This window comes from Micromonospora fulviviridis (assembly GCF_014648395.1).
GTDB classification, from domain to species: domain Bacteria; phylum Actinomycetota; class Actinomycetes; order Mycobacteriales; family Micromonosporaceae; genus Micromonospora; species Micromonospora fulviviridis.
The window spans coordinates 91,586-116,456 of sequence record NZ_BMRA01000005.1; the positions used below are offsets into that span (position 1 = coordinate 91,586).

Annotated in this window: 22 protein-coding genes and 1 pseudogene; 17 read left to right on the plus strand and 6 right to left on the minus strand. The window is 75.5% G+C overall.

The features are described 5' to 3' along the window. The 5 genes from IEY96_RS32650 to IEY96_RS14555 all read left to right on the plus strand — a co-directional run. Window positions 1–359 (plus strand): ABC transporter ATP-binding protein C-terminal domain-containing protein (locus IEY96_RS32650; RefSeq protein WP_229791604.1); only part of this gene is annotated, 359 nt, incomplete at its 5' end. Next, complete coding sequence (locus tag IEY96_RS14540) at window positions 356–1,141, plus strand: ABC transporter ATP-binding protein (protein ID WP_189195371.1); 786 nt, start codon at window positions 356–358, stop codon at window positions 1,139–1,141. The genes IEY96_RS32650 and IEY96_RS14540, both read left to right, overlap by 4 nt. After that, window positions 1,138–2,028, plus strand: a complete 891-nt coding sequence (locus IEY96_RS14545; protein ID WP_189195372.1) for a branched-chain amino acid ABC transporter permease — start codon at window positions 1,138–1,140, stop codon at window positions 2,026–2,028. The genes IEY96_RS14540 and IEY96_RS14545 overlap by 4 nt, the downstream gene beginning before the upstream one ends. Further along, window positions 2,025–3,140: a branched-chain amino acid ABC transporter permease gene (locus tag IEY96_RS14550; RefSeq protein ID WP_189195373.1), complete on the plus strand. Its 1,116-nt coding sequence runs from the start codon at window positions 2,025–2,027 to the stop codon at window positions 3,138–3,140. The genes IEY96_RS14545 and IEY96_RS14550 overlap by 4 nt, the downstream gene beginning before the upstream one ends. 98 nt (window positions 3,141–3,238) lie before the next feature. After that, window positions 3,239–3,988, plus strand: a complete 750-nt coding sequence (locus IEY96_RS14555) for an SDR family NAD(P)-dependent oxidoreductase (RefSeq protein ID WP_189195374.1) — start codon at window positions 3,239–3,241, stop codon at window positions 3,986–3,988. Window positions 3,989–4,044: 56 nt separating this feature from the next. On the opposite strand, the gene IEY96_RS14560 is transcribed toward IEY96_RS14555, so the two are convergent. After that, window positions 4,045–4,878 carry a hypothetical protein gene (locus IEY96_RS14560; RefSeq protein ID WP_189195375.1) on the minus strand — a complete coding sequence of 278 codons (834 nt, stop codon included), beginning with the start codon at window positions 4,876–4,878 and terminating at the stop codon, window positions 4,045–4,047. A gap of 143 nt (window positions 4,879–5,021) precedes the next feature. On the opposite strand from IEY96_RS14560, the gene IEY96_RS14565 reads away from it, so the two are divergent. The 4 genes from IEY96_RS14565 (at window position 5,022) to IEY96_RS14580 (ending at window position 10,508) form a co-directional block, all read left to right on the plus strand. Then, entirely contained in the window at window positions 5,022–6,863 is a 1,842-nt protein-coding gene (locus IEY96_RS14565; RefSeq protein WP_189195376.1) for an AfsR/SARP family transcriptional regulator, read from the plus strand. A gap of 37 nt (window positions 6,864–6,900) precedes the next feature. Further along, window positions 6,901–9,021 carry a RecQ family ATP-dependent DNA helicase gene (locus IEY96_RS14570; RefSeq protein ID WP_189195377.1) on the plus strand — a complete coding sequence of 707 codons (2,121 nt, stop codon included), beginning with the start codon at window positions 6,901–6,903 and terminating at the stop codon, window positions 9,019–9,021. Between the two features lie 109 nt (window positions 9,022–9,130). Further along, on the plus strand, window positions 9,131–9,361 hold the full coding sequence (locus IEY96_RS14575) for a heavy-metal-associated domain-containing protein (RefSeq protein WP_189195378.1): 231 nt from the start codon (window positions 9,131–9,133) through the stop codon (window positions 9,359–9,361). Then, window positions 9,354–10,508: a DUF8832 domain-containing protein gene (locus IEY96_RS14580; protein ID WP_373293570.1), complete on the plus strand. Its 1,155-nt coding sequence runs from the start codon at window positions 9,354–9,356 to the stop codon at window positions 10,506–10,508. The genes IEY96_RS14575 and IEY96_RS14580 overlap by 8 nt, the downstream gene beginning before the upstream one ends. Before the next feature lie 8 nt (window positions 10,509–10,516). Here IEY96_RS14580 and IEY96_RS14585 read toward each other — a convergent pair whose 3' ends face one another. Further along, window positions 10,517–10,933, minus strand: coding sequence for a helix-turn-helix domain-containing protein (locus tag IEY96_RS14585; protein WP_189195379.1), 417 nt, complete (start codon window positions 10,931–10,933; stop codon window positions 10,517–10,519). 193 nt (window positions 10,934–11,126) lie between these two features. Here IEY96_RS14585 and IEY96_RS14590 point away from each other — a divergent pair, with 193 nt between their 5' ends. Continuing rightward, complete coding sequence (locus IEY96_RS14590; RefSeq protein ID WP_189195380.1) at window positions 11,127–11,558, plus strand: hypothetical protein; 432 nt, start codon at window positions 11,127–11,129, stop codon at window positions 11,556–11,558. Here the strand turns inward: IEY96_RS14590 and IEY96_RS14595 are convergent. Further along, complete coding sequence (locus tag IEY96_RS14595) at window positions 11,555–12,703, minus strand: class I SAM-dependent methyltransferase (protein ID WP_189195381.1); 1,149 nt, start codon at window positions 12,701–12,703, stop codon at window positions 11,555–11,557. The genes IEY96_RS14590 and IEY96_RS14595 overlap by 4 nt on opposite strands. Before the next feature lie 88 nt (window positions 12,704–12,791). Beyond that, a complete protein-coding gene (locus IEY96_RS14600) occupies window positions 12,792–14,444 on the minus strand; it encodes a DEAD/DEAH box helicase (RefSeq protein WP_189195382.1) in 1,653 nt (550 codons plus the stop codon). A gap of 297 nt (window positions 14,445–14,741) precedes the next feature. Here IEY96_RS14600 and IEY96_RS14605 point away from each other — a divergent pair, with 297 nt between their 5' ends. Further along, window positions 14,742–15,383: a ferritin-like fold-containing protein gene (locus tag IEY96_RS14605; RefSeq protein ID WP_189195383.1), complete on the plus strand. Its 642-nt coding sequence runs from the start codon at window positions 14,742–14,744 to the stop codon at window positions 15,381–15,383. 50 nt (window positions 15,384–15,433) lie between these two features. On the opposite strand, the gene IEY96_RS14610 is transcribed toward IEY96_RS14605, so the two are convergent. Next, a complete protein-coding gene (locus IEY96_RS14610) occupies window positions 15,434–15,661 on the minus strand; it encodes a DUF3107 domain-containing protein (RefSeq protein WP_091317774.1) in 228 nt (75 codons plus the stop codon). 65 nt (window positions 15,662–15,726) lie between these two features. Next, a complete protein-coding gene (locus IEY96_RS14615; protein WP_189195384.1) occupies window positions 15,727–16,365 on the minus strand; it encodes a TetR/AcrR family transcriptional regulator in 639 nt (212 codons plus the stop codon). A gap of 149 nt (window positions 16,366–16,514) precedes the next feature. Here IEY96_RS14615 and IEY96_RS33275 point away from each other — a divergent pair, with 149 nt between their 5' ends. From IEY96_RS33275 to IEY96_RS14645, 6 genes and pseudogenes are all read left to right on the plus strand, one after another. Beyond that, window positions 16,515–19,553: a hypothetical protein gene (locus tag IEY96_RS33275; RefSeq protein ID WP_189195385.1), complete on the plus strand. Its 3,039-nt coding sequence runs from the start codon at window positions 16,515–16,517 to the stop codon at window positions 19,551–19,553. 39 nt (window positions 19,554–19,592) lie between these two features. Then, window positions 19,593–20,636, plus strand: coding sequence for an alpha/beta fold hydrolase (locus tag IEY96_RS14625; protein WP_189195386.1), 1,044 nt, complete (start codon window positions 19,593–19,595; stop codon window positions 20,634–20,636). Between the two features lie 5 nt (window positions 20,637–20,641). After that, window positions 20,642–21,520: a DUF3152 domain-containing protein gene (locus IEY96_RS14630; RefSeq protein WP_189195387.1), complete on the plus strand. Its 879-nt coding sequence runs from the start codon at window positions 20,642–20,644 to the stop codon at window positions 21,518–21,520. A gap of 86 nt (window positions 21,521–21,606) precedes the next feature. Further along, window positions 21,607–22,506 carry a DUF3152 domain-containing protein gene (locus IEY96_RS14635; RefSeq protein ID WP_229791605.1) on the plus strand — a complete coding sequence of 300 codons (900 nt, stop codon included), beginning with the start codon at window positions 21,607–21,609 and terminating at the stop codon, window positions 22,504–22,506. A 41-nt stretch (window positions 22,507–22,547) separates the two neighbouring features. Next, on the plus strand, window positions 22,548–23,795 hold the full coding sequence (moeZ, locus tag IEY96_RS14640; protein WP_189195729.1) for an adenylyltransferase/sulfurtransferase MoeZ: 1,248 nt from the start codon (window positions 22,548–22,550) through the stop codon (window positions 23,793–23,795). Window positions 23,796–23,865: 70 nt separating this feature from the next. Next, window positions 23,866–24,735: pseudogene (locus tag IEY96_RS14645) on the plus strand (prenyltransferase/squalene oxidase repeat-containing protein); the annotation flags it as partial. Window positions 24,736–24,871 lie beyond the last annotated feature (136 nt).

A 24,871-nucleotide genomic window follows, 5' to 3' on the forward strand; every position in this document is an offset into this window, starting at 1 on the left:
TCGACCGGGTCGGCCTGCACCACCGGGGTACGGCGCTGGCTGGCACCCTGGCCCACGGCGAGAAGCGCAAGCTGGAGATCGCCCTGCTGCTCGCCGGGGAGCCCCGGGTCATGCTGCTGGACGAGCCGATGGCCGGGGTGAGCGCCGAGGACGTGCCCGAGCTGGTCAGCGTGATCAGGTCGTTGACCGGGGACAGCGGCCGGTCGGTGCTCATGGTGGAGCACCACATGGACGTGATCCTGGAGCTGGCCGACCGGATCGCCGTGATGCACCACGGCGCGCTGCTGGCCTGCGACACCCCGGACACCGTGATGGCCAACGCCACCGTGCAGGAGGCGTACCTGGGGGAGTCGCTATGACCGAACCTGTCCTCAGCGTCGAGAACCTGTCGGTGCGGATCGCCGGGCTGCACATCCTCCAGGGGGTGTCGTTCGAGGTCGCGCCGACCGGGGTGACCGTGCTGCTCGGCCGCAACGGCGTCGGCAAGACCACCACGCTGCGCGCGATCGTCGGGCTCACCCCGCGTAACGGCGAGGTGCGCGGCACGGTCCGGATGGGCGCGCAGAGCCTGCTGGCCCGCCCCACCCACCGCCTGGTCCGCGACGGCCTCGGCTACGTGCCGGAGGACCGCTGCGTCTTCGCCGCGCTCACCGTCACGGAGAACCTGAGGCTGGCCGAGCGGCGGGGCACCACCCCGGCGTACGACAAGGTCTATGCCCTGTTCCCGGAGCTGGACCGGCGCGGACGGCAACGGGCCGGCTCGCTCTCCGGCGGGCAGCAGCAGATGCTCGCGATCGGCCGGGTGCTGCTCAACGACAACCGGCTGCTGCTGGTCGACGAGCCGACCAAGGGGTTGGCGCCAAAGGTGGTGACCGAGGTGGCCGAGGTGCTGGAACGGGTCGCGGAATCCGTGCCGGTGCTGCTGGTCGAGCAGAACCTGGCCGTGGTGCGGCGGCTGGCGAAGGATGCCGTCGTGCTCTCCGCCGGCCGGGTGGCCTGGACCGGTGACGCGCAGGACCTGCTGCTGGAGACGGCGCTGACGAAGTCGCTGCTGGGTGTCGGTTCGGAGGTGCCGGTGAGCGCGAGGAGTGAGCCGGGTCTGCGAGCCCCGCAGTCGCGAACGAAGGGTGGCTCGGCGTGAGCACGGTGATCCTGTTGACCCTGACCGGGCTGGGCCTGGCCGCGCTCTACTTCCTGGTCGCCTCCGGTCTCTCCCTGGTCTTCGGCCTGGCCGACGTCCTCAACTTCGCGCACGGCCTCTTCCTCGGTGTCGGGGCGTACGCGACCTGGTGGGCGGCGGGCAACCTGCCCGGTGCCGGCGCGGACGGCCTCGGGTTCGTGGTGGCCGTCGTCTTCGGCGTGCTCGCCGGCTCGGCCGTGGCCGTGCTGGTCGAGCTGGTGCTGATCCGGCCGCTCTACTCCCGCACCATCGAGCAGGTGCTGGTCACCGTCGGCCTGTCGCTGGCCGGGGTGGCGCTGCTCCAGGCCACCTGGGGCGCCGACGCGCGGCCGTTCCCGCGCCCCGGCTGGACCCGGGACGTGACCTCGGTGCTCGGCGCCCAGGTGCCGAACGCCGGGCTGCTGCTGATCGTCGCCGCCGCTGTGGTGCTCGGCGCGCTGCTCGCCTTCCTCCGGTTCACCCGGTACGGCCTGATCATCCGGGCCGGCGTGGAGAACCGGGAGATGGTGACCGCGCTCGGCATCGACGTGCGCAAGGCGTTCACCCTGGTCTTCGCGATCGGCGGGGCCGCCGCCGCGCTGGCCGGCGCGCTCGGCTCGGTCTACTTCGGCACCGTCTCGCCCGGCCAGGGCGGCTCGTTGCTGATCTTCGCGTTCATCGTGGTGGTGATCGGCGGCATGGGCTCGGTGGTCGGGTCCGCGTACGCGGCGGTCGCGGTGGGGCTGCTGCAACAGTTCGTCAACTACTACGGCACGTCCGGGCTGGGTGACCTCTGCGTGGTCGGCCTGCTCGCCGTGGTGCTGCTGCTGCGTCCGCAGGGCCTGGCCGGAAAGGTGGCTCACGCATGACCGAGGTCAAGAGTCCCGAGGTGCCCGCGCCGCCCGCCGCGGTGCCCGACGAGCTGACCCCCGGCCACGCCCGCTGGCACGGCCTGCGCCCGTACGCGCCGCTGGCCGCCCTCGTGGTGGCCGCGATCCTGCCGTACTCCACGGTCAACCTGCCGGGCATCTTCGAGGGGCCGCTGAACTCGCCCGGCACCCTGCAACTGCTCGCCATCTGCCTGGTCTTCGGCGGCCTGGCGGCCGGCTACGACCTGCTCTTCGGGCGGACCGGGATGCTCTCCTTCGGGCACGCCCTCTACTTCGCCGCCGGGGTCTACGGCACCGACGTGCTGGTCACCCGGGCCGGGCTGCCGCTCTGGCAGGCCGCCCTGCTGACCGTCACCGGCGGGACGATCCTCGCCGCGCTGCTCGGCGCGGTGGCGCTGCGCACGGTCGGCATCGCGTTCGCCATGGTGACGCTCGCCTTCGCCCAGGTCGGGGCGATCCTGGTGGCCCGGGACTTCGGCGGGCTCACCGGCGGGGAGGAGGGGCTGCCGCTGGACGTCTCCGGGCTGCCGGCCGCCCTCGTCGGGGTCACCAACACGGTGAACCTCTACTGGCTGGCACTGGCGTACCTGGCCCTCGTGGTCCTCGTGGTGCACCGGGTGAGCGGCTCGCCGACCGGGCGGGTGCTGGCCGGGCTGCGCGACGACGAGCGGCGGATCGGCGTGCTCGGGCTCGACCCGTACCGGTTCAAGCTGGTCGCGTTCACCCTGGCCGGCGGCCTGGCCACGGCCGGCGGGGTGGTCTACTGCCTGATCGTCGGCGGCGCCAGCCCGCACGTGACGTCGAGCGAGCTGACCCTGTCGCTGCTGGTCATGGTGGTGCTCGGCGGTCCCGGCACCCGCTGGGGCCCGGTGCTCGGCGGCATCCTCTACATGTACCTGGACCACCGCCTCACCGCCTTCGGCACCAGCGACGCGGTCAACAACCTCCCCGCGTTCCTGAGCCACCCGCTGTCCCAGCCCCTGTTCGTCCTGGGCACGGTGTTCATCCTGGCGGTGTACTTCTTCCCCGGCGGCCTGGCAAGCCTCCGCACCCGCCTGACCCCCCTGACGACGGCCCTCCGCCGCCGCTGACCCCGCCGCCCTCCCGCGACCTCTCAGTTGATCAAGAAGTTTGCGTCGGGAATCCGCCGTAGGATGACGCAAACTTCTTGATCAACTGGGGAGGGGTCATGGGGGAGAGCAGGCTCGCCGTCGTCAGTGGGGGTGGCACCGGGATCGGGGCCGCCGTCGCGCGGGGGCTCGTGGTGGACGGGTACGACGTGGTGATCGTGGGGCGGCGGGGGAACGTGCTCGCCGAGGCCGCGGCGCGGCTCTCGGAGTCGTCGGGGCGGGCGGGTGCCGTTACCGCCGTGGCCGCTGATCTGACCGATCCGGGGCAGGTGGCGGCCGTCGTCGAGGCGGTGGGGGAGCGGACCGTCGACGCGGTCGTCAACAACGCCGGTGGTTACCTGGGCGGACCGACCGACACGCTCGCCGACGTGGCGGGCTGGTGGCGGGCCAACCTGGACGCCAACGTGCTCACCGCGGTCCTGCTGACCGAGGCGCTGCTGCCTGCCCTGCGCCGCCCCGGCGGCCGGATCGTGTTGCTCAGCTCGATCGCCGCCCAGCGGGGTGGCGGCGGGCCGTACTCGGCGGCGAAGGCCGCGCTGCACGGCTGGGCGTACGACCTGGCCACCCAGCTCGGTCCGGAACAGATCACGGTCAACGTGGTCAGCCCCGGGTACGTGGCCGAGACCGAGTTCTTCGGCGACCGGATGACCCCCGAGGGGCACGCCAAGCGGGTGGCCGCCACCCTGGTCGGCCGGGCCGGCGTGCCGGACGACATCGCCGCGGCCGTCCGCTACCTGATCGGCCCGTCCGCCGGCTACGTCACCGGCCAGGTGCTCGGCGTCAACGGCGGCTCCGTCCTCGGCCGCTGAGACGCGGAAGGGGCGGCGGCCCCCCGTGTGGCCGCCGCCCCTCCTCCCGTCGCGGGTCAGCCGTTCAGCAGCTCGTACGCCGACGAGGGCGCCTTCTGCACCTGGTCGCCGGCGGGCACGGTGAGCTTCGGCGCCTTGCCGAAGTCGTAGTACCGGGTGACCAGCTTCATGGCCTTCTGCTTGCCGGCGGCCGGGACCTCCAGCGTCAGCGAGGTGAGGTTCCCGTCCGGGCCGACGACCGCGGTGAACGGCACCTTCTTCGCCGCCTCGCCCAGCGCCGCCACGTCGACCGCGTCGAAGGCGCTCTGCACGTCGGCGTTGTCGGTCAGGTCGGCGAAGCCGGTGTAGGTCCCGTTGCCCTTGTCCTCGACCGTGTCCGAGGTCCGGATGATCGCGGCGGTGTTGGCCGGGTCGGCCCCCTGGTAGACCGGCGCCTCCGACCCGTCGGTCAGCTTGGTCCGGTCCAGCGCCATCCAGCGCTTCGGCAGCTTCAGCATGTCGTGCAGGCCCGGCATGCCGGTCAGCTTGACCCGCATCCAGAGGTCCTTCTCGATCACTCGGAACGTCATGTCCATGGTGAACTCCGGGTCGTCGTTCTTCTGCGACATGCCGAGTTCCATGGCGTGCGCCGCCGGGTCCACCACGCCCGTGAACTTGTCGGCGCCGTCGAGCGTGGAGAAGCGGAATGCGGGGTCCTTCTCGTCCGGCACGGCGGCCAGGAGCGTGGCCTTCGGGTCGGCCGACGCGGAGGCGCCAGGGGTGGACCCGGCGCCCTCGGAGGCGCCGTCGCCGGTGCCGCATCCCGCGGACAGGGCGGTGGCGGCCAGCACGGCGGTCGCGAGGGCCGCGACCCGCCGGAACGTTGCCGGGGTGCCGGTACGCTGCGTCATTTTCGTTCGACTCACTTTCCCAGTTGGCTGTTGCACCGGGAGTCTGGCAGACCGCCACGGCCGTCCCGCTGCCGTTATGCTGCCGTCCGACTGCCGTGGGCCGCCGCGGCGGGCGGCCGGGGGGTACAGGAGCGGAAACTCGCATGTCAGAGGCGTTGCGCTTCGAGATCCTCGGCCCGCAACGGGCCTGGTACGCGGACCGCCCGCTCGACCTCGGCCCCGGCAAGCAGCGGGCCGTGCTGGCCGTGCTGCTGCTCGCCGCGGGCCGCCCCGTAGCGACCGGGCAGATCGTCGACGCGGTGTGGCCCGAGGAGCCACCGGCGAACGGCCCGAACGTGGTGCAGAAGTACGTGGCCGGGCTGCGCCGGGTGCTCGAACCCGACCGGTCACCCCGTACGCCGGCGCAGGTGCTGACCCTCACCGACGCCGGGTACCTGCTGCGCATCCCGCCGGAGGCGGTGGACGCGGTCCGCTTCGAGCGGGGCGTGCGGCGGGCACGGCAGTGGCAGGCGGCGGGGCGTACCGAGGACGCGCTCGCCGAGGTGACCGGCGCCCTGGAGCGGTGGCAGGGGGAGCCGTTCACCGGGTTCACCGGCGCGTACTTCGACGCCGCCCGGCACCGGCTGGTCGAGCTGCGGGCCGTCGCCCTGGAGACGCGCACCGAGCTGGAACTGGCCAGCGGCCGGCACGGCGAGCTGGTCGGCCGGCTGGCCGAGCTGGTGGCCGAGTTCCCGGTCCGGGAGCGGCTGCGCCACCAGCTCATGCTGGCGCTGCACCGCGGCGGCCGGCAGGCCGAGGCGCTGGCCGCCTACCGGGACTTCGCCGACCTGCTCCGCGAGGAGTACGGCATCGAGCCCGGCGAGGCGCTCCAGGACCTGCACCGGCGCATCCTCCGCTCAGACCCGACCTTGATCCCGCCCGCCCCGCAGGCGTCACCGGCCCCGCCCGCGCCGTCGGCGCCGTCCGCCCCGCAGGCGCCCGCGCCACACGCGTCGTCCGCCCCGCCCGCGTCGTCCGAGCCGCCAGCCCCGCCCGCGGCGGAGGCCGTGCCGGCGCCCCGGGCCGGCGGCACCACACACGGCACGGACCGGCCGGACGGGTCGACGTCCGCCGAACCGGAAGCCGTCGCCGTCCGGTCCGCGCCCGCCCCGACGCCGGGCGTGACCGGACTGACCCCCGCTGCCGCGCCGATCCCGCCGGTCGCGCCGGGCTGGGGCGCCGGGTCGGTCGGACCGGTGACCCCGATCCCGCACGCCCTCCTGGTCGCCATGAACCAGCCGGCCGAGGCGCCGGCCGAACGCCGGGCGCCCGGGTGGGTCCGGCTCGCCGCGACGGTCGTCGGCACCGCCACCGCGCTGCTGTCGTTCGGCTCGCTCACCTGGGCCGTGGTCCTCGGGTACGCGCTCTGGCGGCGTAGCTGGCGTCTCGCCCTGGCCGGCCTGGGCTACTTCCTGCTCGTCCTCAGCGTGTTCGTCCTCGCGGTCAACAGCCCGGAGAACGAGGAGATCAGCGACGGGGAGGCCCTGTACCTCATCGTCGTGATGGGCACCTGCTGGCTGCTCGGCACCGCGCACGTCGTGCTGCTCAACCCGACGCTCTGGGCGGCCGTCGGCGGGCTGTTCTGGACCGGCCGGCAGCGCACCGACGAGCAACGCCGGCTGCGCCGGGAGCAGGCCCGCTACCTGCTGCACCACTATCCGGCCGCCCGGGTCGACCTGCGCATCGGCCGCCCGGACCTGCTCCGCAGCTACGACGACGGCGGCCTGGTCGACGTCAACGGGGTGCCCGATCCGGTGCTGGCCACGCTGCCCGGGCTGACCGCCGACCAGCGCCGCCAGCTCGCGGTCGACCGCTGGCTGCGCGGCCCGTACGGGTCGCTGGAGGAGCTGGCCGCGCGGTGCCACCTGCCGCCCGCGGCGGCCGAACAACTCCGGGACGTGCTGCTCTTCCTGCCGCCCGAGCCGCCACCCGTCCGGCGCTCGTGACTCGGGCCGGCGGCGGTTCGCCTGGTAGAAATGCCGGATGGGTCAGGATCGGATGGTCGTCCGGGAGCGCGCCGAGGCGGTGCTGCGGCGGCTGGCGGGTGAGCACGCCCGGCTCCGCGAGGACCAGTGGCGGGCCATCGAGGCGCTGGTGGTCGACCGGCGGCGGGTGCTCTGCGTGCAGCGCACCGGGTGGGGCAAGTCGGCCGTCTATTTCGTGGCCACCGCGCTGCTCCGCGAGGGCGGTGAGCACGGCCCCACGGTGATCGTCTCGCCGCTGCTGGCGCTCATGCGCAACCAGGTCGAGTCGGCGGCGCGGGCCGGCATCCGGGCGCGCACCATCAACTCGGCGAACCTGGACGAGTGGGACGAGATCACCGCCGAGATCCACGCCGGGGCGGTGGACGTGCTGCTGATCAGCCCGGAGCGCCTCAACAACCCCGACTTCCGGGACGGGGTGCTGCCGAAGCTGGCCGCCACCACCGGGCTGCTCGTGGTGGACGAGGCGCACTGCGTCTCCGACTGGGGGCACGACTTCCGCCCCGACTACCGGCGGCTGCGCACCTTCCTGGCCAACCTGCCCGAGCGGACCCCGGTGCTCGCCACCACGGCCACCGCCAACGCCCGGGTCACCCAGGACGTCGCGGAGCAGCTCGGCGACGCCCTGGTGCTGCGCGGCACCCTCGACCGGGAGTCGCTACGGCTCGGCGTACTGGACCTGCCGAGCCCGGCGCACCGGCTGGCCTGGCTTGCCGACCACCTGGACCGGCTCCCCGGCTCGGGGATCATCTACACGCTGACCGTGGCGGCGGCCGGCGAGACCGCCGAGTTCCTCCGCGCCCGGGGCTGGTCGGTGGCCTCCTACACCGGGCAGGCCGAGGACGCCGACCGGCGGGCCGCCGAGCAGGACCTGCTCGACAACAAGATCAAGGCGCTGGTCGCCACCAGCGCCCTCGGCATGGGCTTCGACAAGCCCGACCTCGGCTTCGTGGTGCACCTGGGCGCGCCGCCCTCGCCGATCGCCTACTACCAGCAGGTCGGCCGGGCCGGCCGGGCCGTCGAGCACGCGGAGGTGCTGCTGCTCCCCGGCGTCGAGGACGCGGCGATCTGGCGGTACTTCGCCTCGCTCGCCTTCCCGCCTGAGGAGCAGGTCCGGGCCGTGCTCGCCGCCCTCTCCACCGAGCGGCCGATCTCCACCCAGGCCCTCGAACCGGTGGTCGACCTGCGCCGGGCCCGGCTGGAGCTGATGCTCAAGGTGCTCGACGTGGACGGCGCGGTCCGCCGGGTGCGTGGCGGCTGGCTCGCCACCGGCGAGCACTGGGTCTACGACGAGGCCCGGTTGCGCCGCGTCGCCCAGGCGCGCACCGCCGAGCAGCAGGCCATGCGGGAGTACGCGACCACGCCCGGCTGCCGCATGCGCTACCTGCGGGAGTGTCTGGACGACGCCGGGGCGGGGGACTGCGGCCGGTGCGACAACTGCGCGGCCCCGCTGTTCGGTTCCGAGGTGTCCGACGCCGCGCTGACCGCCGCGCAGACCTTCCTGGGCCGCCCCGGCGTGGAGATCGCGCCGAAGAAGCTCTGGCCGACCGGGCTGGAGGCGGTCGGCGTACCCCTGAAGGGGCGCATCCCCCCGGCGGAGCAGGCGCTTCCCGGGCGGGCCGTGGGACGCCTGTCCGACCTGGGCTGGGGCGGCCGGCTGCGCGGCCTGGTCGGGCCGGACGCGGTGGACGGCCCGGTCCCCGACGACGTGTCGGCGGCGGTGGTGGAGGTGCTGAAGGCGTGGGCGCACGGCGACGACCCGTGGCCGCGTCGCCCGGTCGGCGTGGTCGCGGTCGGCTCCCGCACCCGGCCGCTACTGGTCGGCTCGCTCGCCGAGCGGATCGCCGCGGTGGGCCGGCTGCCGCTGCTCGGCCGGGTCGTCCCGACCGGCCCGTCCGGAGCCGGCGGCCCGCGGGGCAACAGCGCCCAGCGGGTACGCGCGCTGCACGACGCCTTCGCGGTGCCCGGTGACCTGGCCGACGCCCTCGCCGGGTTGGGTGGGCCGGTGCTGCTCGTCGACGACCTGGTCGACTCGGGGTGGACCATGAGCATGGTGGCCCGGCTGCTGCGCCGGGCCGGCGCGCCCGACGTGCTCCCGCTGGCGCTCGCGGTGGCCGGCTGAACCGTCGCGCCCGGGGCGCGGAAAGTTCCCGGCCCGGCCGGAATGCGAGCGTCGCCACCGTCGGCGGACCGTCGGCGGGCCGGCCCCCGACCGGCGGTACGGTGGGCCCATGACCGAGCAGCGACCCGTCGTCCAGACGTACGCCGTCACCGGCATGACCTGCGAACACTGCGTCCGGGCGGTCACCGACGAGCTGTCCGCCCTGCCGGGTGTCGAGGAGGTCCGGATCGACCTCGCCAGCGGCACGGCCACGGTCACGAGCGCCGCCCCGCTGCCCGTCGAGTCCGTCCGCGCCGCGGTCGACGAGGCCGGCTACGAGCTGGTCGCCGGCATTGCCTGAGTCACCGCCTCTCGCCGGCCCCGACGCGTCGCCGCCCGGCACCGCCGTGCCGGGACCGGCCCACGACGCGCCGGAGCCGGTCCGCGAGGCGGCGGAGCCGGCCCCCGACGTGGTGGAGCCGGCCCCCGACGTGGCGGAGCCGGTCCGCGACGCGACGCGGTCCGGCGCCGATGTGGTCGGGTCGACGGCCGGCGGCGCGCCGGCCACCGGTGGGTCCGGTCCGGGCGGGCCGGTCGAGGTGGACCGGGCGACGCTGCGGCTCGCCCTGACGGTGGGCGGGCTGGTGCTGGCCGTGCTGCTCGGCTTCGGTCTCGGCCGGCTGAACCCGCCGCCGAACCCGACGCGCACCGGGAGCCTCCCGGTGACCGGCGAGCACAGCCACGCCCCCGGCGTCGGGGCGCACGCGCACGGCGGGGCCACCGTCACCCAGGGCGGCGACGCCGACGCGGCCGGGCTGTCGATCAGCTCGGCCGGCTACACGCTCGCCCCGTCGACCGTGGAGTTCGCCCCCGGCCGGGCCGGTGAGCTGCGGTTCCAGATCAGGGACGAGCGGCGGCGGCCGGTCACCCGGTTCGCCGTGGTGCACGACAAGCCGCTGCACCTCGTCGTGGTGCGCCGCGACCTCACCGGCTACCAGCACCTGCACCCGACCATGGCCGCCGACGGCACCTGGTCGGTGCCGCTGACCCTGGCCGAGCCGGGCGCCTGGCGGGCGTACGCGGACTTCACCGCCGTGGCCGACGACGGCCGGCAGACGGCCGTGATCCTCGGCGCCGACCTGGCCGCGCCCGGCGGGTACGCGCCCCGGCCGCTGCCCGCCCCGGCCACCCAGACCACGGTCGACGGGTTCACCGTCGGCTACTCGGGCACCCCGGCGGTGGGGCAGTCGGTGCCGCTGCGGTTCCGGGTCACCGGGCCTGGCGGCGGGGCCGCGCCGCTGGAGCCCTACCTCGGCGCGTACGGCCACCTGGTCGCGCTCCGCGAGGGCGACCTCGGCTACCTGCACGTGCACCCCGAGCCGGTGCGGGACGGCGACGCGGTGACCTTCTGGCTGACCGCGCCCGGGCCGGGCCGTTACCGGATGTTCCTGGACTTCCAGGTCGGCGGCGTGGTGCGCACGGCCGCGTTCACCGTCGCGGTGGCCTGAGTCGCGGGTCAGCCCGCCCGGCGGACCGGGCGGCGGGCCAGGTAGCGGAGCAGGTCGCGGATGTGGTGCTTCTCCTCGGCGGGGACGTTCGGGTCGGCCAGCCGCTCCAGGATCACCCGTACGTCGGCCTCCACCGGGCCGTCCTCGGCGCGGCGGCGCGGCACCGGGCCGGCGTCGGGCAGGCCCAGCGCGCGGAAGGCGGCAGCCACCGGCAGGTCGAGGGCGGCGCAGAAGCCGCGCACCTTGGCCAGCTCGGGGTAGTCCTGCCAGTCGCCGGCCAGCCAGCGGAAGACGGTCGACCGCCCCACGCCGGTGTGCGTGGCGAGATCGGTCACCGTCCAGCCGCGCTCCTCGCGGGCGTCATCGATGGCGCGGCGCACGAACCGCGCGAAGGCCATCTGCGGTGAAACCTCTGCCGAACCCATTCCGGGGGGTCTGTCCCTTTCCGCCGGAGCACCCGACTCTCGGGCACCGAGCCTAGTACGCCCACTGAAATAAGTAACTGACTGATCGGTCGGAAGGTCCCGTGGGCGGGACCGCGCGGGCATCGACAGTTGTGAGACGTCAACTAAACTCGACGGACCGCCCGGGAGCAGCGAACAGACGTCGAGGAGCAGCATGGCCGAGCCGGACCGTCCCGTGCCCCACCGCCCCGGGGCGGTCAGCCTCTTCTTCGTGGCGAAGGCCGGCGTCCTCGCCCTCGGCTTCTGGATCTGGCTGCTTGTCCTGGCCGTGCGCGGCGGTCCGACGACCGGCGTGCACCTGATCGCCGCGGCCGGCGCGGTCACCACCACGCTGGTCGGCGTGGTGCTGGGCGCCCGGATGGCGCTCCAACGCAACGCCGCCGCCCGGCACGCCGAGCTCAAGCGGCTGCTGGTCGACATCTCATGGAACGCGTTCGCCGCCGCGGGCAACGCCGACGAGTCGGGGAAGGTGGTGCCGTTCCCGACCGCCGGGCAGGAGATCGACCGGTCCACCAACCGCGGGCCCGGCGAGCGGGTGCCCGCGTTCGACCGGGGCGACCGCAACCGGGGTGACCGCCGCCGCTAGGCCCGGTCGGCGAGCAGCGTCTCCAGCCGGGGCGTGACGCCCCACTGGTCGACCAGCTCGCGATACTCGGCGCGCTGGTCGTCGGTCGGCGCGCTCCCCGTGCGCCGGGCCCGGATCAGCAGGTTGCGCGGGGTGTGCCGGGAGTCGACGAACTCCACCACCTCGGCCCGGTAGCCGTGCAGCCGGAGCAGGCCGGCGCGCAGCGCGTCGGTGAGCACGTCGGCGAACCGCTCGCGCAGGATGCCCTGCCGGGTGAGCAGCTCGTACGGCCGCGGCGCGGGCCGGGCCCGGAGCTGGGCGGCCACGTCGTGGTGGCAGCACGGGGCGGCGAGCACCCAGCGAGCGCCCCAGCGCAGCGCCCGGGCCAGCGCCTCGTCGGTCGCCGTGTCGCAGGCGTGCAGCGCGAGCACCAGGTCCGGGGCCGGCTCGACCCGGGCGTCGAGGATGGTGCCGGCCACGAAGCTCACCCGGTCGGCCCAGCCCAGCCGCTCGGCCAACTCGGTGTTGCGCCGGCGCTGGTCCTCACGGACGTCCACCCCGACCAGCGTCACGTCCAGCCCGCGCTGCGACAGGTAGCGGTGGGCCGCGAAGGTCAGGTAGGCGTTGCCGCAGCCCAGGTCCACCACGCGCAGCGGCCCGGTCAGGTCGTCCGGCAGGGTGGCGGCCAGTGCCCGGAGGAACGCGTCCACCTGGCGGCGCTTGGCCGCCGAGCCGCCGATCTCGACGAAGATCGGATCGCCCGGGTCGAGCAGCCAGTCCTTGGCCCGGTCGTGGCAGCCCGGCTCCGGCGCCGGCCGGCTCGCCGCCGCCCGGTGCACCTGCGCCTCGCCCGACTTGGTCACCCGGAGCTGGAGCGTGCTGTCGGCGGTCTCCACGTGCCAGTTGCCGAAGGGCTCGGCGAGCAGCGCGTCGACCGCCGTGCCGGCCTCCGCGCCCGGCGCCACGTTCCGGGTGTACGGCCGGGCACCGTCGGAGGTGGAGATCTGGAGTCGGTTGCCGCCCTTGAGGGTGACCGGACGCAGCTCGGCGCGGACCACCGAGGGGCGCTGGCCGCGCCGGCGCCCGGCGGCGACCGCCCGGGTCAGGGCGGGGTCGAGCAGCAGCGCCCGCACCTCGCTCAGCGCGGCATCCAGCGGTTCCGGCATGGCTTCCTCTTCCTGGGGTCGGCCGGGTGGAACGGGGACGTCCCCCGCACCGGGTGACCGGTACGGGGGACGTCGGATGTCTCGCGGGTCAGTCGGCGGTCGCCTCGGCCGGCGTACCGGCGCCCCCGCCACTGCCACCACGGCGGCGCCGGCGGCGGCGCGGCTTGGCGGCCGACTCGCCCTCGGCGGCGGCGGCCGGCTCGGCGCCACCCTCGGCGGAGATCACCGCGGTGGCCTCGCCGGCGACCGTCTCGCCGGCCCGGCGACGCCGGCGGCGGCGCGGGCTGCGGGGGCCCTCCTCGGCGGACGCCTCGGTCGCCGCGCCCTCGGGCGCAGCCCCGGTGTCGCCCTCGCGACCCCGGCGGCGCTCCCGGCCCCGGCCCTCGCTCCGGCTCTCACCGCGCCGCGGGCCGCGCTCGCCGCGCCGCGAGCGGCCACCGCCCAGGTCCTCCTCGACCTCGGCCGACAGGCCGGCGCGGGTGCGCTCGGCGGTCGGCAGGGTGCCGCTGATGTCCCGGGAGATGTCCAGGTCGGTGTAGAGGTGCGGGGAGGTGTGGTAGGTCTCCGGCGGCTCGGGCATGTCGAGCCCCAGGGTCTTGTCGATGATCCGCCAGCGGGGCATGTCGTCCCAGTCGACGAAGGTCACCGCGACACCGGACGCCCCGGCCCGGCCGGTGCGGCCGATCCGGTGGGTGTAGGTGTCCTGGTCCTCGGGGCAGTCGTAGTTGATGACGTGGGTGACGCCGGTGACGTCGAGCCCGCGGGCCGCCACGTCGGTGGCGACCAGGATGTCGATCTTGCCGGCCCGGAACGCCCGCAGCGCCCGCTCCCGCGCACCCTGGCCCAGGTCCCCGTGGACGGCGGCGACCGCGAAACCGCGGAAGTCGAGGTCCTCGGCCACCCGGTCGGCGGCCCGCTTGGTCCGGGTGAAGATCATGGTGAGCCCGCGGCCCTCCGCCTGGAGGATGCGCGCCACGATCTCGACCTTGTTCATCGAGTGGGTGCGGTAGACCAGCTGCTGCGTCTGCGGCGACGGGCCGGTCTCGGCGGTGTGCCCGGCGTGGATGGTCACCGGCCGGCGCAGGAAGCGCCGCGACAGCGCGACGATCGGGTCCGGCATGGTGGCCGAGAAGAGCATGGTCTGCCGGTCCTCCGGCAGCATGGCCAGGATCTTCTCGACGTCGTCCAGGAAGCCCAGGTCGAGCATCCGGTCGGCCTCGTCGAGCACCAGCGCGTGCACCCGGTCGAGCCGGAGGTGCTTCTGCTTGGCCAGGTCCAGCAGCCGGCCCGGGGTGCCGACCAGGATCTCGACGCCCTTGCGCAGCGCGTCGATCTGCGGCTCGTACGCGACGCCGCCGTAGATCGGCAGCACCCGGACGCCCCGGGTGCGCCCCGCGGCGTCGAGGTCCTTGGCGACCTGGAGGCCCAGCTCGCGGGTGGGGACGACGACCAGCGCCTGCGGCACGCCGTCGCCGCCCTCGGAGGGGGCGAAGACGCGCTCCAGCAGCGGGATGCCGAAGCCGAGGGTCTTGCCGGTGCCGGTCGGCGCCTGGCCGATCAGGTCGACGCCACGCAGCCCGATCGGCAGCGCGTACTCCTGGATGGCGAAGGCGCGGGTGATGCCGGCGGCGGCCAGCGCCTCGACGGTCTCCTGGCGGGCGCCGAGCTCGGCGAAGGTGGGAGCCTCCGGACGGACCGGAGCGGTGGGGGCCAGTTCCTGGCCTTGAATCTGCTCGCTCATATGGATTTGGGGGTGCCCTCTCGTGGTGCGCCCCGTCATGTCCTCAGGGCGCGAACGGTATGGCGCGGGCCACACGGTCGGGGGCTGTGATCGCCGAGCCGGACCGGGCCGCACGCGCGCCGGGGACCGGTGCTGATCAGCTCAGCTGAACGAATCGGTGCCCACGGCAACTGTGTCATCTTAGCTGAACGGCGCCAGGGCCGTCCTGATTCCGGTCACCGCACCGCCCCCGGGGGTGACCGGTGTGACCTGGGTCACGCACCAGCGGGTCTTGTGCCCGGGCGGTAGCCTGCGCTCGTGTCCGCCCCCGACCCCGCCCTGGTCGATCTGCTCGGCCTCGTCGCGTACGGCGAGCTGCTCGCCTTCGACCGGCTGGCCGCCGACGCCCGCCTCGCCCCCGACCTGCGCCGACGGGCCGCGCTGAGCGAGATGGCCGCCGCCGAGATCGCGCACTACCGCTGGATCGCCGACCGCATCACGGCGCTCGGCGCGACCCCCGACGAGGCCATGGCCCCCTACGTCGAGGCGTTGCGGGCGTTCCACGACTCGACCGAGCCGAAGGACTGGCTGGAGGCGGTGACCAAGGCGTACGTGGGCGACGCCATCAGCGACGACTTCCTGCGCGGGATCGCCGGCGGCCTCGACGGGCCGGACCGGCGCCTGATCCTCGACGTGCTGCACGACACCCGGTACGCCGAGTTCGCCGCCACCGAGATCCGGGCCGCCATCGAGGCCGACCCCCGGGTGGCCAACCGGCTCTCCATGTGGGCCCGGCGGCTGGTCGGCGAGGCGCTCTCCCAGGCCGGCCGGGTCGCCGCCGCCGACCGGGGCGCCCTCACCGGGCTGATCTCACGGGCAGGCGTGGACGTGCCGTCGCTGTTCCGGCAGCTGACCGACGCGCACACCGCGCGGATGACCGCCGCGGGGCTGAACAACTGACGCCCGGCGCCGCCGTGACGGGCTGCCCCGCCACGGCGGGCCGGCGGGTATCAGCGGACGGTGAAACCGACCGCGCGGGGCGAGGCCTCCGCGATCTCGACGTAGGCGACCTTCGTGACCGGCACGATGACCCGCCGGCCCTTCTCGTCGGTCAGGGAGAGGGTGCCCTCACCCTTGGCGACGGCGTCGGTCACGATCTGCTCGATCTCGGCCGGCGACTGCGCGCTCTCCAGGACCAGCTCCCGCGGCGCGTACTGCACGCCGATCTTGACCTCCACTGTGCCTCCTCAACTGGGGCGAAAAAGCCACCGTGGGAAGGCTATCCGATCTGGCGGCCCGATGTTCAGGCTGACTCACCTTGCAGCGGGAAGCTGGCGATGCCCCGCCACGACAGCGCCGCGACCAGCGCCTCGGCCTCCGCCTTGGGCACCTGACGGCCGCCGGCCAGCCAGAACTGGGCGGCCGTCTCGGCCGCACCGACCAGGCCGGAGGCGAGCAGCTCGGCGTGCGACCGGCTCACGCCGGTGTCCGAGATGATGGTGTCGGTGATCGCGGCGATGCAGCCCTGCTCCACCCGTTCCACCCGCTGCCGGACGGCCGGGTCGTTGCGCAGGTCCGACTCGAAGACCAGCCGGAACGCCTCGCTCTCGTGGTCGACGAAGTCGAAGTACGCGCGCACCGAGGCGCCGACCCGCTCCTTGTTGTCCTGGGTGCCGCGCATCGCGTCGTGCACCTTCGCCACGATGGCGTCGCAGTGCGTGTCCAGCAGCGCCAGGTAGAGCTCCATCTTGCCGGGGAAGTGCTGGTAGAGCACGGGCTTGGAGACTCCCGCCCGCTCGGCGATGTCGTCCATCGCGGCGGCGTGGTAGCCCTGCGCGACGAACACCTCCTGGGCGGCGGCGAGCAGCTGCTTGCGTCGCGCCGAGCGGGGCAGGCGGGTGGGCCGGCCGGCGGTCTGCGCACCGTTCCCCACAGCGGTCATGGGAACCTCCGAGTTTCTCTGTACGAGCCGGCACTTATCACCCGAACCGGTCCGGGTTCGTGAACCCGGCGCGGAATTGGCCCGCCGCTGTAACTTATCGCCACTGTCACCACACGGTAGCCTCAGCGGGGGCGACCAAGGAGCGCGCGGTGAGTGAATCAGGGCAACCCGGAGCCGCCACCCCGGGAGAGCACGGCGACGGCACGGGTCAGCAGGACGACCTGGCCCACGCCGGCAGCGGGTGGGCGCCCCCGGCGACCGGTTGGGCCCGGGGCGCACCGGCGCCCGGCGCCTGGCCCCGCGCCGACCTCACCACCGGCTGGGGCGCCTCGTCCTCCCGGCACGGCGACCTCCCGGCCCCGGTGCCGGGGCTGGCCGCCGAGGAGCCGCCGGTCCGGGTCAACGGCCGCCACGTCAACGGCGTGCACCACGCCGGGGGGGAGCCGCCCGTGACCCGCCAGGCGCCGGTCAGTGCCCCGCCCGCGGACGAGCCGCGCCGGGAGACCGACGGCGACCGGCTGGTCGTGCCGGCCCAGCGGCCGGCGCCCGCGGCCGAGCAGCCGACCGGCGAGGTGGAGCCCGGGTCCCGGCACGCCTCCGACGACCCGCCGCGCGCCACGCGCTGGGCGGAGAACGGCCCGACGTCCGCGCCGCCGGCCCTGCAGGTGCCGCCGGTCGGCGCCGCCGCTTCCGGCTTCGAGGTGCCTCCCGGCTTCCACGCCCCGACCGCCGAGCGGTCCGACCCCGGCCCGTCGCTCTCCCGAGGCTGGGCCGACCGCCTCCCCCCGGAGCAGCCACCGACCGAGGCGCCCGTCTCCGCCGGCTGGGCCGACCGCTTCCCGCCGGAGCAGCCCCCGGCCGAGCCGCCCGTTGCCGCCGGCCGGGCCGACCGCTTCCCGCCGGAGCGCCCGCCGGCCGAGCCGCCTTCGCTCTCCCGGGGTTGGGCCGACCGGCCCACCTCGGCCCCGCCCGCCGGCCCGGACGCCGGCGCCGCCGGGGAGCGCCGGCCGGTCGCCGAGCAGCCGCGCGCCGCGGCCGACGACCGGGATGCCGGTGAGCGCTGGCCGGTCGACGAACCGGAGTGGTCCGGCCCGGCCTGGAACCGCCCGAGCCGGGGCGGGAGCTGGGCGCCGCCGTGGGGGCGTGAGGACCGGCCCACCGGCCGCCGCGCCCGCGAGGAGGGGCCCGCCGGCCGCCGCGCCGGCGAGGACGAGCCGGTCGGGCGCCGGGCCAGCCGCGAGGAGTGGGCGCCCGAGCCGACCCGGCCGTACGAGCCGGCCCGGTTCGAGTCGCCCGGCGGGTACGACCCGCCCCAGCCGGAGCCCGCGCGCCCGTACGAGCCGGTCCGGGCCGAGCAGCCCCCGGGCCACGAGGCGCCCCGCCCCGAGCCGTCCCGGCCGTACGAGGTACCCCGGAGCGAGCCCGAGCCCCGCCCGGCGTACGAGCCGGCCCGGGAGATCCCCGAGCGGCCGCCCTGGGCCGGGCCGCCCGTGCCGGTGACCCCGTTCAGCGCGCCGCCGCACACCGCCCCGACCAGCGCCCCGCCGGTGCCTCGCGAGGCGCCCGCCGGGCCGCCGTCCACCGGTTACGCGCCGGCCGCCCGCGCCGCCGAGGAGCGGGAGAGCATGCCGTACCGGCTGCCGGGCCCGGCCGACCAGCCGCCCGCCGAGCCGGCCGGCCCGCCGCGGGCCCCCGCCACGAGCGCAGCGGCCCCCTTCGACCGCGCCCCCGCGCCCGCCCCGACGAGCGCACCTCCCTACGCGGCCCGCCGGTCCGCCCCCGAGCCGGTGCCGACCGCCGAGGCGGTCGCCGACCCCCGGTCGGCCGAGGCCACCCCGGTGCTGCCGCAGCGCGTCCCCGCCGAGCCTGACGTGCCCGTCGTGCCGGAGCCGCCCGCCGTGGAACCGTCCGCCGAGACCCCGGAACTCGCCCGCATCGCCACCCACCTGCGCCGCGATGACGAGCCCGCGCCGCTGCGCGAGCGGCCGGAGGGCTTCGACGTCAACGCGATCCTCGACGCCGTCCGTGAGGTGGCCGGCGTCCGGGACGCGGCGCTGCGCCGCACCCCGGCCGGGGCGCACAGCCTCCGGCTGGACCTCGCCGACGGCGCGGACCCGGCCGAGGTGAGCCGGATGGTGGCCCGCCTGCTCCAGGAGCGGATGGGGTTGGCCGCCGCCCCGCAGAACCTGTCCGGCGCCCCGGCGGCCCCGCCGCCCCCGGTCCGCCGCCGGTCGGCCCAGCCGCGCACCGACCGCGCCGCCGAGCTCCGCCCGACCGAGGACCGGCCCGGCGCGCCCCGGTCCGCACCGCAGTCCCGTCCCGCCGAGGACCTGACCAGCCCGGCCCGCCCGGCGCCGCAGTCCCGTCCGGCCGAGGACCTGGGCGGCCCGGCCCGGTCCGCCGCGCACTTCCGGCCGGCGGAAGACCCGGCGGGTGCGCAGTCCCGTCCGGCCGAGGAGGTGGGTGGGCCGGCGCGGTCCGGCACCAACCGGCCGGCCGAGAACCGGTCCGGAGAGGGCCGGTTCGCCGCGCCCGAGGCGCGCGCCGGCCGGCTCGCCGAGGCGCCGGCCGAGGGCACCGACCCGGACGTCGAGCCGCCGCGCCGCCGCCGGCAGGCCAGCGGCCACCGGGGCCGGGCCGCGGTGGAGGAGTCCTCGCTCGCCACCGCCCCGGCCGGCACGCCCACCGGCAGCCCGGTCACGCTCGGCACCTCGTACTCCGGCGGGCAGATGAGCACGACGGAGACCGCGCCGTCGCGACCGCTGGACACCGGCGGCCTGCCGGGGCCCCGGGTGGTGATCGACCACGTCCAGGTGAGCACCTTCGGCCTCGACGCCACCGTGGAGGTCCGCCTGATCGCCGGGGACCGGACGGCGGAGGGCCACTCCACCGGGCCGGCCGTCGACGGCTACGTGCTGCGGCTCTGCGCGGTTGCCGCGGCCGCCGCGGTGGACGAACTGCTCGGCCGGGCCGCGCCGGCCGGCGAGCGGGGCCGGTGCTTCGTCGAGCACGCCGCCGTGGTGCCGTTCGGCAACTGCGAGGTGGCGACCGTCGTGGTGCTGCTGGTCTGTGACGGCTGGGTGGAGCAGCTCGCCGGCTCGGCCCTGGTCGCCGGGGATCCCCGGCAGGCCGTGGTCCGGGCGACCCTGGCCGCGGTGAACCGCCGGCTGGAGGCGCTGCTCGCCTGAGCCGGTGTCGGGCCGGGCCGGTCCGGGAAGACTGGAACCATGAAGCGCGCCGCACTCTGGCCGGATCACCTCCTGCCCGCGCACCACTTTCCGCCGCCCTGGCCCGGCCGGAACGTCCGGCTCGACGGCGCGGTGACGTACGTGCGGGACACCCCGGCCACCACTCCGGGCGCCGAGCCGGCGCTCTACGTGCACGGCCTCGGTGGCTCGTCGCAGAACTGGACGGACCTGGCCGGCCTGCTCGCCGACCGGCTCGACGGCCAAGCGATCGACCTGCCGGGTTTCGGGCGCAGCGAGCCCGGCCGGCGCTACACCGTGCCGGCCTTCGCGGACCGGGTGGTCCGCTGGATCGAGCACAGCGGCCGGGGGCCCGTGCACCTGTTCGGCAACTCGCTCGGTGGCGCCGTCACGGTCCGCGTGGCGGCGCTGCGGCCGGACCTGGTCCGGACGCTGACCCTGATCTCCCCGGCCCTGCCGTTCCTGGACTTCCGGCGCTCGTTGCAGGGCCGGATGCTGCCGCTGCTGGCGATCCCCCGGGGCGAGCGGCTGGCCGCCTGGCGGCTGGCCCAGCTCGCCCCCGAGGTGATGGCCCAGCAGGTGATGGAGGCGTGCATCGCCGACCTGACCCGGATCAGCGAGCAGCGCCGGCTGGAGGCGGTCGAGGAGATCCGGATCCGCTACGAGGCGGCCCACTACGCCGCCGCCTACGTCCGTACGTTCCGTGGCCTGGTCTCCAGCTTCCTGCGGTCGTACCTGCCGGGGTCGGGCTCGCTGTGGCGGCTGGCGGCGGCGGTGCGGGCGCCGACGCTCGTGGTGGGCGGGCGGCAGGACCGACTGGTCGACGTGCGGGTGGCGCCGCAGGCCGCCCGGGTGATCCCGGACAGCCGGCTGCTCATGCTCGACGGGGTCGGGCACGTGGCCCAGTTGGAGGTGCCCCGCACCGTGGCGCGCGCGGTGCTGGCGCTGCTCGCCGAGGCGTCCCCCACCGGATCGCCGCCGAGTGGGGAGCGGACGGAGGCGCAGGCCAGCGAGCTGATCGCCGAAACGGAGGAGAGCGGGCGGCGGCGTGACATGGCAGGCTGAGCCGGATGCCCACCTCCGTCCGTCCGCGTGCCGCGCGGCCCACCGCCCCGCCCGCCGGCCGCTGGCGCTCCGCGGTCGTGGTCTGCGCCTTCCTCGTCGCCGCCCTGGTCGGCATCGGCGTCGCCCTGCGACATCCGTCGGCCGCGGCGCTGGTGGATGCCGGTTCGGCGGCCGGGTCACCCGTGCCGCCCACTGCGCCGCCGTCGGGCGCGTCGCCGTCGCCGTCAGCGGGCCCGCCGTCGAGCGCCCCGGTGTCGAGCGCCCCGGTGGCGCCGGTGCTGAGCCTGCCCGGGCCGGTGCCCGCGCACGGGCAGGGGAGCTTCGGCTACGACGACCGGGCCGGCGGGGTGCTGGGCCGGGCCGGGGTGCTGCACCGGTTCCGGGTGGCGGTGGAGGACGGCTCCGGGGAGGACGTGCACGCGTTCGGCGACGCCGTGCAGCGGGCGCTGGCCGGGCCGGGGAGCTGGGTGGACGGTGGCCGGCTGCGGTTGCAGCGGGTCCGTCCGGGCAGCCCGTCCGACTTCACGATCTACCTGGCCACCCGGGACACCGCCGGCCGGCTCTGCCGTGCCGGGGGCATCAACATCCGGGTGGGCGGGGTGCCGTACACGTCCTGCCGGGTCACCGGCAAGGTGGTGATCAACCTGGACCGGTGGCGTACCTCGGCGCCGCACCTGGTCGCGGCGAAGCTGCCGCTGGACACCTACCGGCTCTACGTGATCAACCACGAGGTGGGTCACCAGTTGGGACACCATCACGAGGCCTGCCCGGGGGCGGGCCGGCCGGCGCCGGTGATGCAGCAGCAGACGCTCTTCCTGAACGGCTGCCGGCCGAACCCGTGGCCGTATGTGTCCGGGAAGCGGTACACCGGTCCGTCGGTGTGAAAGACCTGATCCTGGCGATGAGCAGTATTTCGCGGGAGAAGAGGTAATAAGAGCCAATTGCCCGAATTGCATGGCACGCTGGTGTCATGACGTCGTCGTCCCCTTACGACCCGCCTGAGGACCCCGCGCCGGCCCGCGACCGCCCGTCGCCCCGGCTCGACTTCGACCGTCCGCCGGCCCACCCCGGGACCCCGGCGCCAGCCCGTCCCGGCCTGCGCCGGATGCGCCGCCGCCGGCGGGCGGTGTTGCTCCTGGCGGTGCTGCTCGCCGCGGGCGCCGGCGCGTTCGGCCTGACCCGGCTGGCCGGGCCGGTCGGTCCGGTGCCGCTGTCCGCCCGGCATCCGCTCTCCGCCGCCGACCCGTCGCTGGCCGACGGCGCCGGCGAGGGGGCCCGCACCGGCCCCGGCGGCTACCCCACCGCGGGGCCTGGTAGCTTCGCCGCCGCCGACGGCCGGTCACCCGTACGCGGCCACGACGGCCCGCTGCGCCGCTACCGGATCGAGGTCGAGCGGGACGCCGGGCAGGACGCGGACGAGTTCGCCGCCACCGTGGACGCGGTGCTCGGTGACCCGCGCAGCTGGATCGCCTCCGGCGAGCTGCGGGTGCAGCGGGTGCCTGAGGCGGCGGCCGCCGATTTCACCATCTACCTGGCCACCCCGGCCACCTCCGAGCGGATGTGCGCCGAGGGCGGGCTGAGCACCGAGCGGTACACCTCCTGCCGGCTGCCCGGGCGGGTCATCATCAACCTGGCCCGCTGGATGGAGGCGGTGCCCGACTACGGCGCCCCGCTGGAGGTCTACCGGACGTACGTGGTCAACCACGAGGTCGGGCACGAGTTCGGTGAGCTGCACCAGGAGTGCCCCGGGCCCGGCGCGCCGGCCCCGGTGATGCAGCAGCAGACGTACGGGCTGGACGGCTGCGTGGCGAACGCCTGGCCGTACGTCGACGGGGTCCGCTACGAGGGCGAGCCGACCGACGGGGTCTGAGTTATTCCCGCTCCCGCATGTCGGGCGACGTGGCCCTCATCATGGCCGATCCCTACCACGGCGAGCGACAATGGCGCGGTCCCACCGCCGATCCCGGGGAGTCCACCGTGTCGTTGCCCCCGCTCGTCGAGCCCGCCGCCGAGCTGACCGTAGACGAGATCCGTCGCTACTCGCGCCACCTGATCATCCCGGACGTCGGGGTGGAGGGGCAGAAGCGGCTGAAGAACGCCCGGGTGCTCTGCGTCGGCGCCGGCGGTCTCGGCTCGCCGGCCCTGATGTACCTCGCCGCCGCCGGCGTCGGCACCCTCGGCATCATCGACTTCGACACCGTCGACGAGTCCAACCTCCAGCGCCAGATCATCCACGGCGTCTCGGACGTCGGCCGGTCCAAGGCCGAGTCCGCCGCCGCCTCGATCCGCGAGATCAACCCGCTGGTCAACGTGGAGATCCACAACACCGCGCTGGACCGGGAGAACGTCCGGGAGATCTTCTCCGGCTACGACCTGATCGTCGACGGCACCGACAACTTCGCCACCCGCTACATGGTCAACGACGCGGCCGTGCTGCTCGGCAAGCCGTACGTGTGGGGTTCGATCTACCGGTTCGACGGCCAGGCGTCGGTGTTCTGGGCCGAGCACGGTCCCTGCTACCGCTGCCTCTACCCGGAGCCGCCGCCGCCCGGCATGGTTCCGTCCTGCGCCGAGGGCGGCGTGCTGGGCGTGCTCTGCGCGTCCATCGGGTCGATCCAGGTCAATGAGGCGATCAAGCTGCTGGCCGGCATCGGCGAGCCGCTGGTCGGCCGGCTGATGGTCTACGACGCCCTGGAGATGAGCTACCGCAAGATCAAGGTTCGCAAGGACCCGAACTGCGTGCTCTGCGGCGAGAACCCCACGGTCACCGACCTGCTGGAGGACTACGAGGACTTCTGCGGCGCGGTCTCCGACGAGGCGCAGGAGGCGGTCGTCGACTCGACCATCACCGCCCTGGAGCTGAAGGAGTGGCAGGACGCCGGCAAGGACATCTTCCTGGTCGACGTCCGCGAGCCGGCCGAGTACGAGATCGTCCGGATCCCCGGCGCCACCCTGATCCCCAAGGGGGAGATCATCTCGGGCGACGCGCTGGCGCGGCTCCCGCAGGACAGGCAGATCGTGCTGCACTGCAAGTCGGGCGTCCGCTCGGCCGAGGCGCTCGCCGCGCTCAAGGCGGCCGGCTTCCGGGACGCCGTGCACGTCCAGGGCGGGGTGCTCTCCTGGATCAAGCAGATCGACCCGTCGCTGCCGGCGTACTGAGGTCGCGTCGAAGGGCCCTCCCGGTGTGCCGGGAGGGCCCTTCGCGTACCGCCGGTGGGCCGGGCCACCCCTGGCCGAGCTACTGAGGCGTAACCACGTTTGCGCCGGTAGCGTGACTGCCGTGGTGGATCTGGACGGTGCGATCGGCTTCGTCGTGGCGCACGGCGACGCGGTGGACCGCGCCCGCCTCTCCCGGCTGCGCACCGGCGCCCCGGTGCCGCCGGAGCTGCTCGACGCGGCCGAGTCCGGGCAGGCTCCCGGCGGCGGCTGGCCCGCCGTGCTCGACGGCGAGGTCGCCTCGGTCGACGCGACCTGCTACCGCCTGGCCGAGCTGGACGACCTCGGGGCGCTGGGCCGCCCGGCCGCCCGGCACGCCCTGGACTGGCTGGCCGCCCGGCAGCTCGCCGACGGCGGCTGGGACGAGGACCCGTCGCTGGCCGGGTTCGCCCCCGAGTGGGCCACCCCGGGCGACCCCGAGGCGCGGCTCTTCCTGACCGCCAACGCCGGGTTCTGGCTCACCGTGGCCGGGCTGGACGCCCGCGCCGCCGGCCCGCTCGACCACCGCGTCGGCGGGGCGTACGCCGGCGTGGTGCAGGCGGCCGCCCAGGCGCTCGCCGCCCAGCTCGCACCGGACGGCAGCTGGCCGTCCTTCCTGCCGGCCGGCTGGCTCGCCGCGGCCGTGCTGCACCGCCAGCAGATGTACTACGAGTCGGCCCGGATCCAGGCCCTGCTGGCCGAGCGCATCCCGCAGATGTCCCCGGCCGACGTGGCCTGGCTCGCCGCCACGCTGCGCCGGGTCGACGTGGGCGAGGAGCAGTGGCTGCTGGTCTCGGCCCGCCGGCGGCTGGCCGAGACCCAGCGCAGCGACGGCGGCTGGGACAGCGACGACGGCCACCAGTTCGACGTGCACACCACCCTGCGGGCGATCCGCGCCTGCCGTCCGACCACGCCCGAGGCCCCGGTCTCCGGCGCGCCGTTCGTCGCCCCGCAGCCGGCCGCGCCGCGGCTGGTGCCGGCGCCGCGCCCGGCGCCGCCGTCGGACCGGCTGCCGCCCGAGCCGGCCGCGCCCACCGCCT

What these genes read in the sequence shown, in the direction of transcription:
- IEY96_RS14590 (WP_189195380.1), top strand. Translation starts at nt 11,127, where the DNA reads ATGGCCGAGCCGGACCGTCCCGTGCCCCACCGCCCCGGGGCGGTCAGC.
- IEY96_RS14575 (WP_189195378.1), top strand. Translation starts at nt 9,131, where the DNA reads ATGACCGAGCAGCGACCCGTCGTCCAGACGTACGCCGTCACCGGCATG.
- IEY96_RS14625 (WP_189195386.1), top strand. Translation starts at nt 19,593, where the DNA reads ATGAAGCGCGCCGCACTCTGGCCGGATCACCTCCTGCCCGCGCACCAC.
- IEY96_RS14635 (WP_229791605.1), top strand. Translation starts at nt 21,607, where the DNA reads ATGACGTCGTCGTCCCCTTACGACCCGCCTGAGGACCCCGCGCCGGCC.
- IEY96_RS14595 (WP_189195381.1), bottom strand. Translation starts at nt 12,703, where the DNA reads ATGCCGGAACCGCTGGATGCCGCGCTGAGCGAGGTGCGGGCGCTGCTG.
- IEY96_RS14615 (WP_189195384.1), bottom strand. Translation starts at nt 16,365, where the DNA reads ATGACCGCTGTGGGGAACGGTGCGCAGACCGCCGGCCGGCCCACCCGC.
- IEY96_RS14570 (WP_189195377.1), top strand. Translation starts at nt 6,901, where the DNA reads ATGGGTCAGGATCGGATGGTCGTCCGGGAGCGCGCCGAGGCGGTGCTG.
- IEY96_RS14630 (WP_189195387.1), top strand. Translation starts at nt 20,642, where the DNA reads ATGCCCACCTCCGTCCGTCCGCGTGCCGCGCGGCCCACCGCCCCGCCC.
- IEY96_RS14600 (WP_189195382.1), bottom strand. Translation starts at nt 14,444, where the DNA reads ATGAGCGAGCAGATTCAAGGCCAGGAACTGGCCCCCACCGCTCCGGTC.
- IEY96_RS14555 (WP_189195374.1), top strand. Translation starts at nt 3,239, where the DNA reads ATGGGGGAGAGCAGGCTCGCCGTCGTCAGTGGGGGTGGCACCGGGATC.
- IEY96_RS14540 (WP_189195371.1), top strand. Translation starts at nt 356, where the DNA reads ATGACCGAACCTGTCCTCAGCGTCGAGAACCTGTCGGTGCGGATCGCC.
- IEY96_RS14565 (WP_189195376.1), top strand. Translation starts at nt 5,022, where the DNA reads ATGTCAGAGGCGTTGCGCTTCGAGATCCTCGGCCCGCAACGGGCCTGG.
- moeZ (WP_189195729.1), top strand. Translation starts at nt 22,548, where the DNA reads ATGGCCGATCCCTACCACGGCGAGCGACAATGGCGCGGTCCCACCGCC.
- IEY96_RS14550 (WP_189195373.1), top strand. Translation starts at nt 2,025, where the DNA reads ATGACCGAGGTCAAGAGTCCCGAGGTGCCCGCGCCGCCCGCCGCGGTG.
- IEY96_RS14560 (WP_189195375.1), bottom strand. Translation starts at nt 4,878, where the DNA reads ATGACGCAGCGTACCGGCACCCCGGCAACGTTCCGGCGGGTCGCGGCC.
- IEY96_RS14585 (WP_189195379.1), bottom strand. Translation starts at nt 10,933, where the DNA reads ATGGGTTCGGCAGAGGTTTCACCGCAGATGGCCTTCGCGCGGTTCGTG.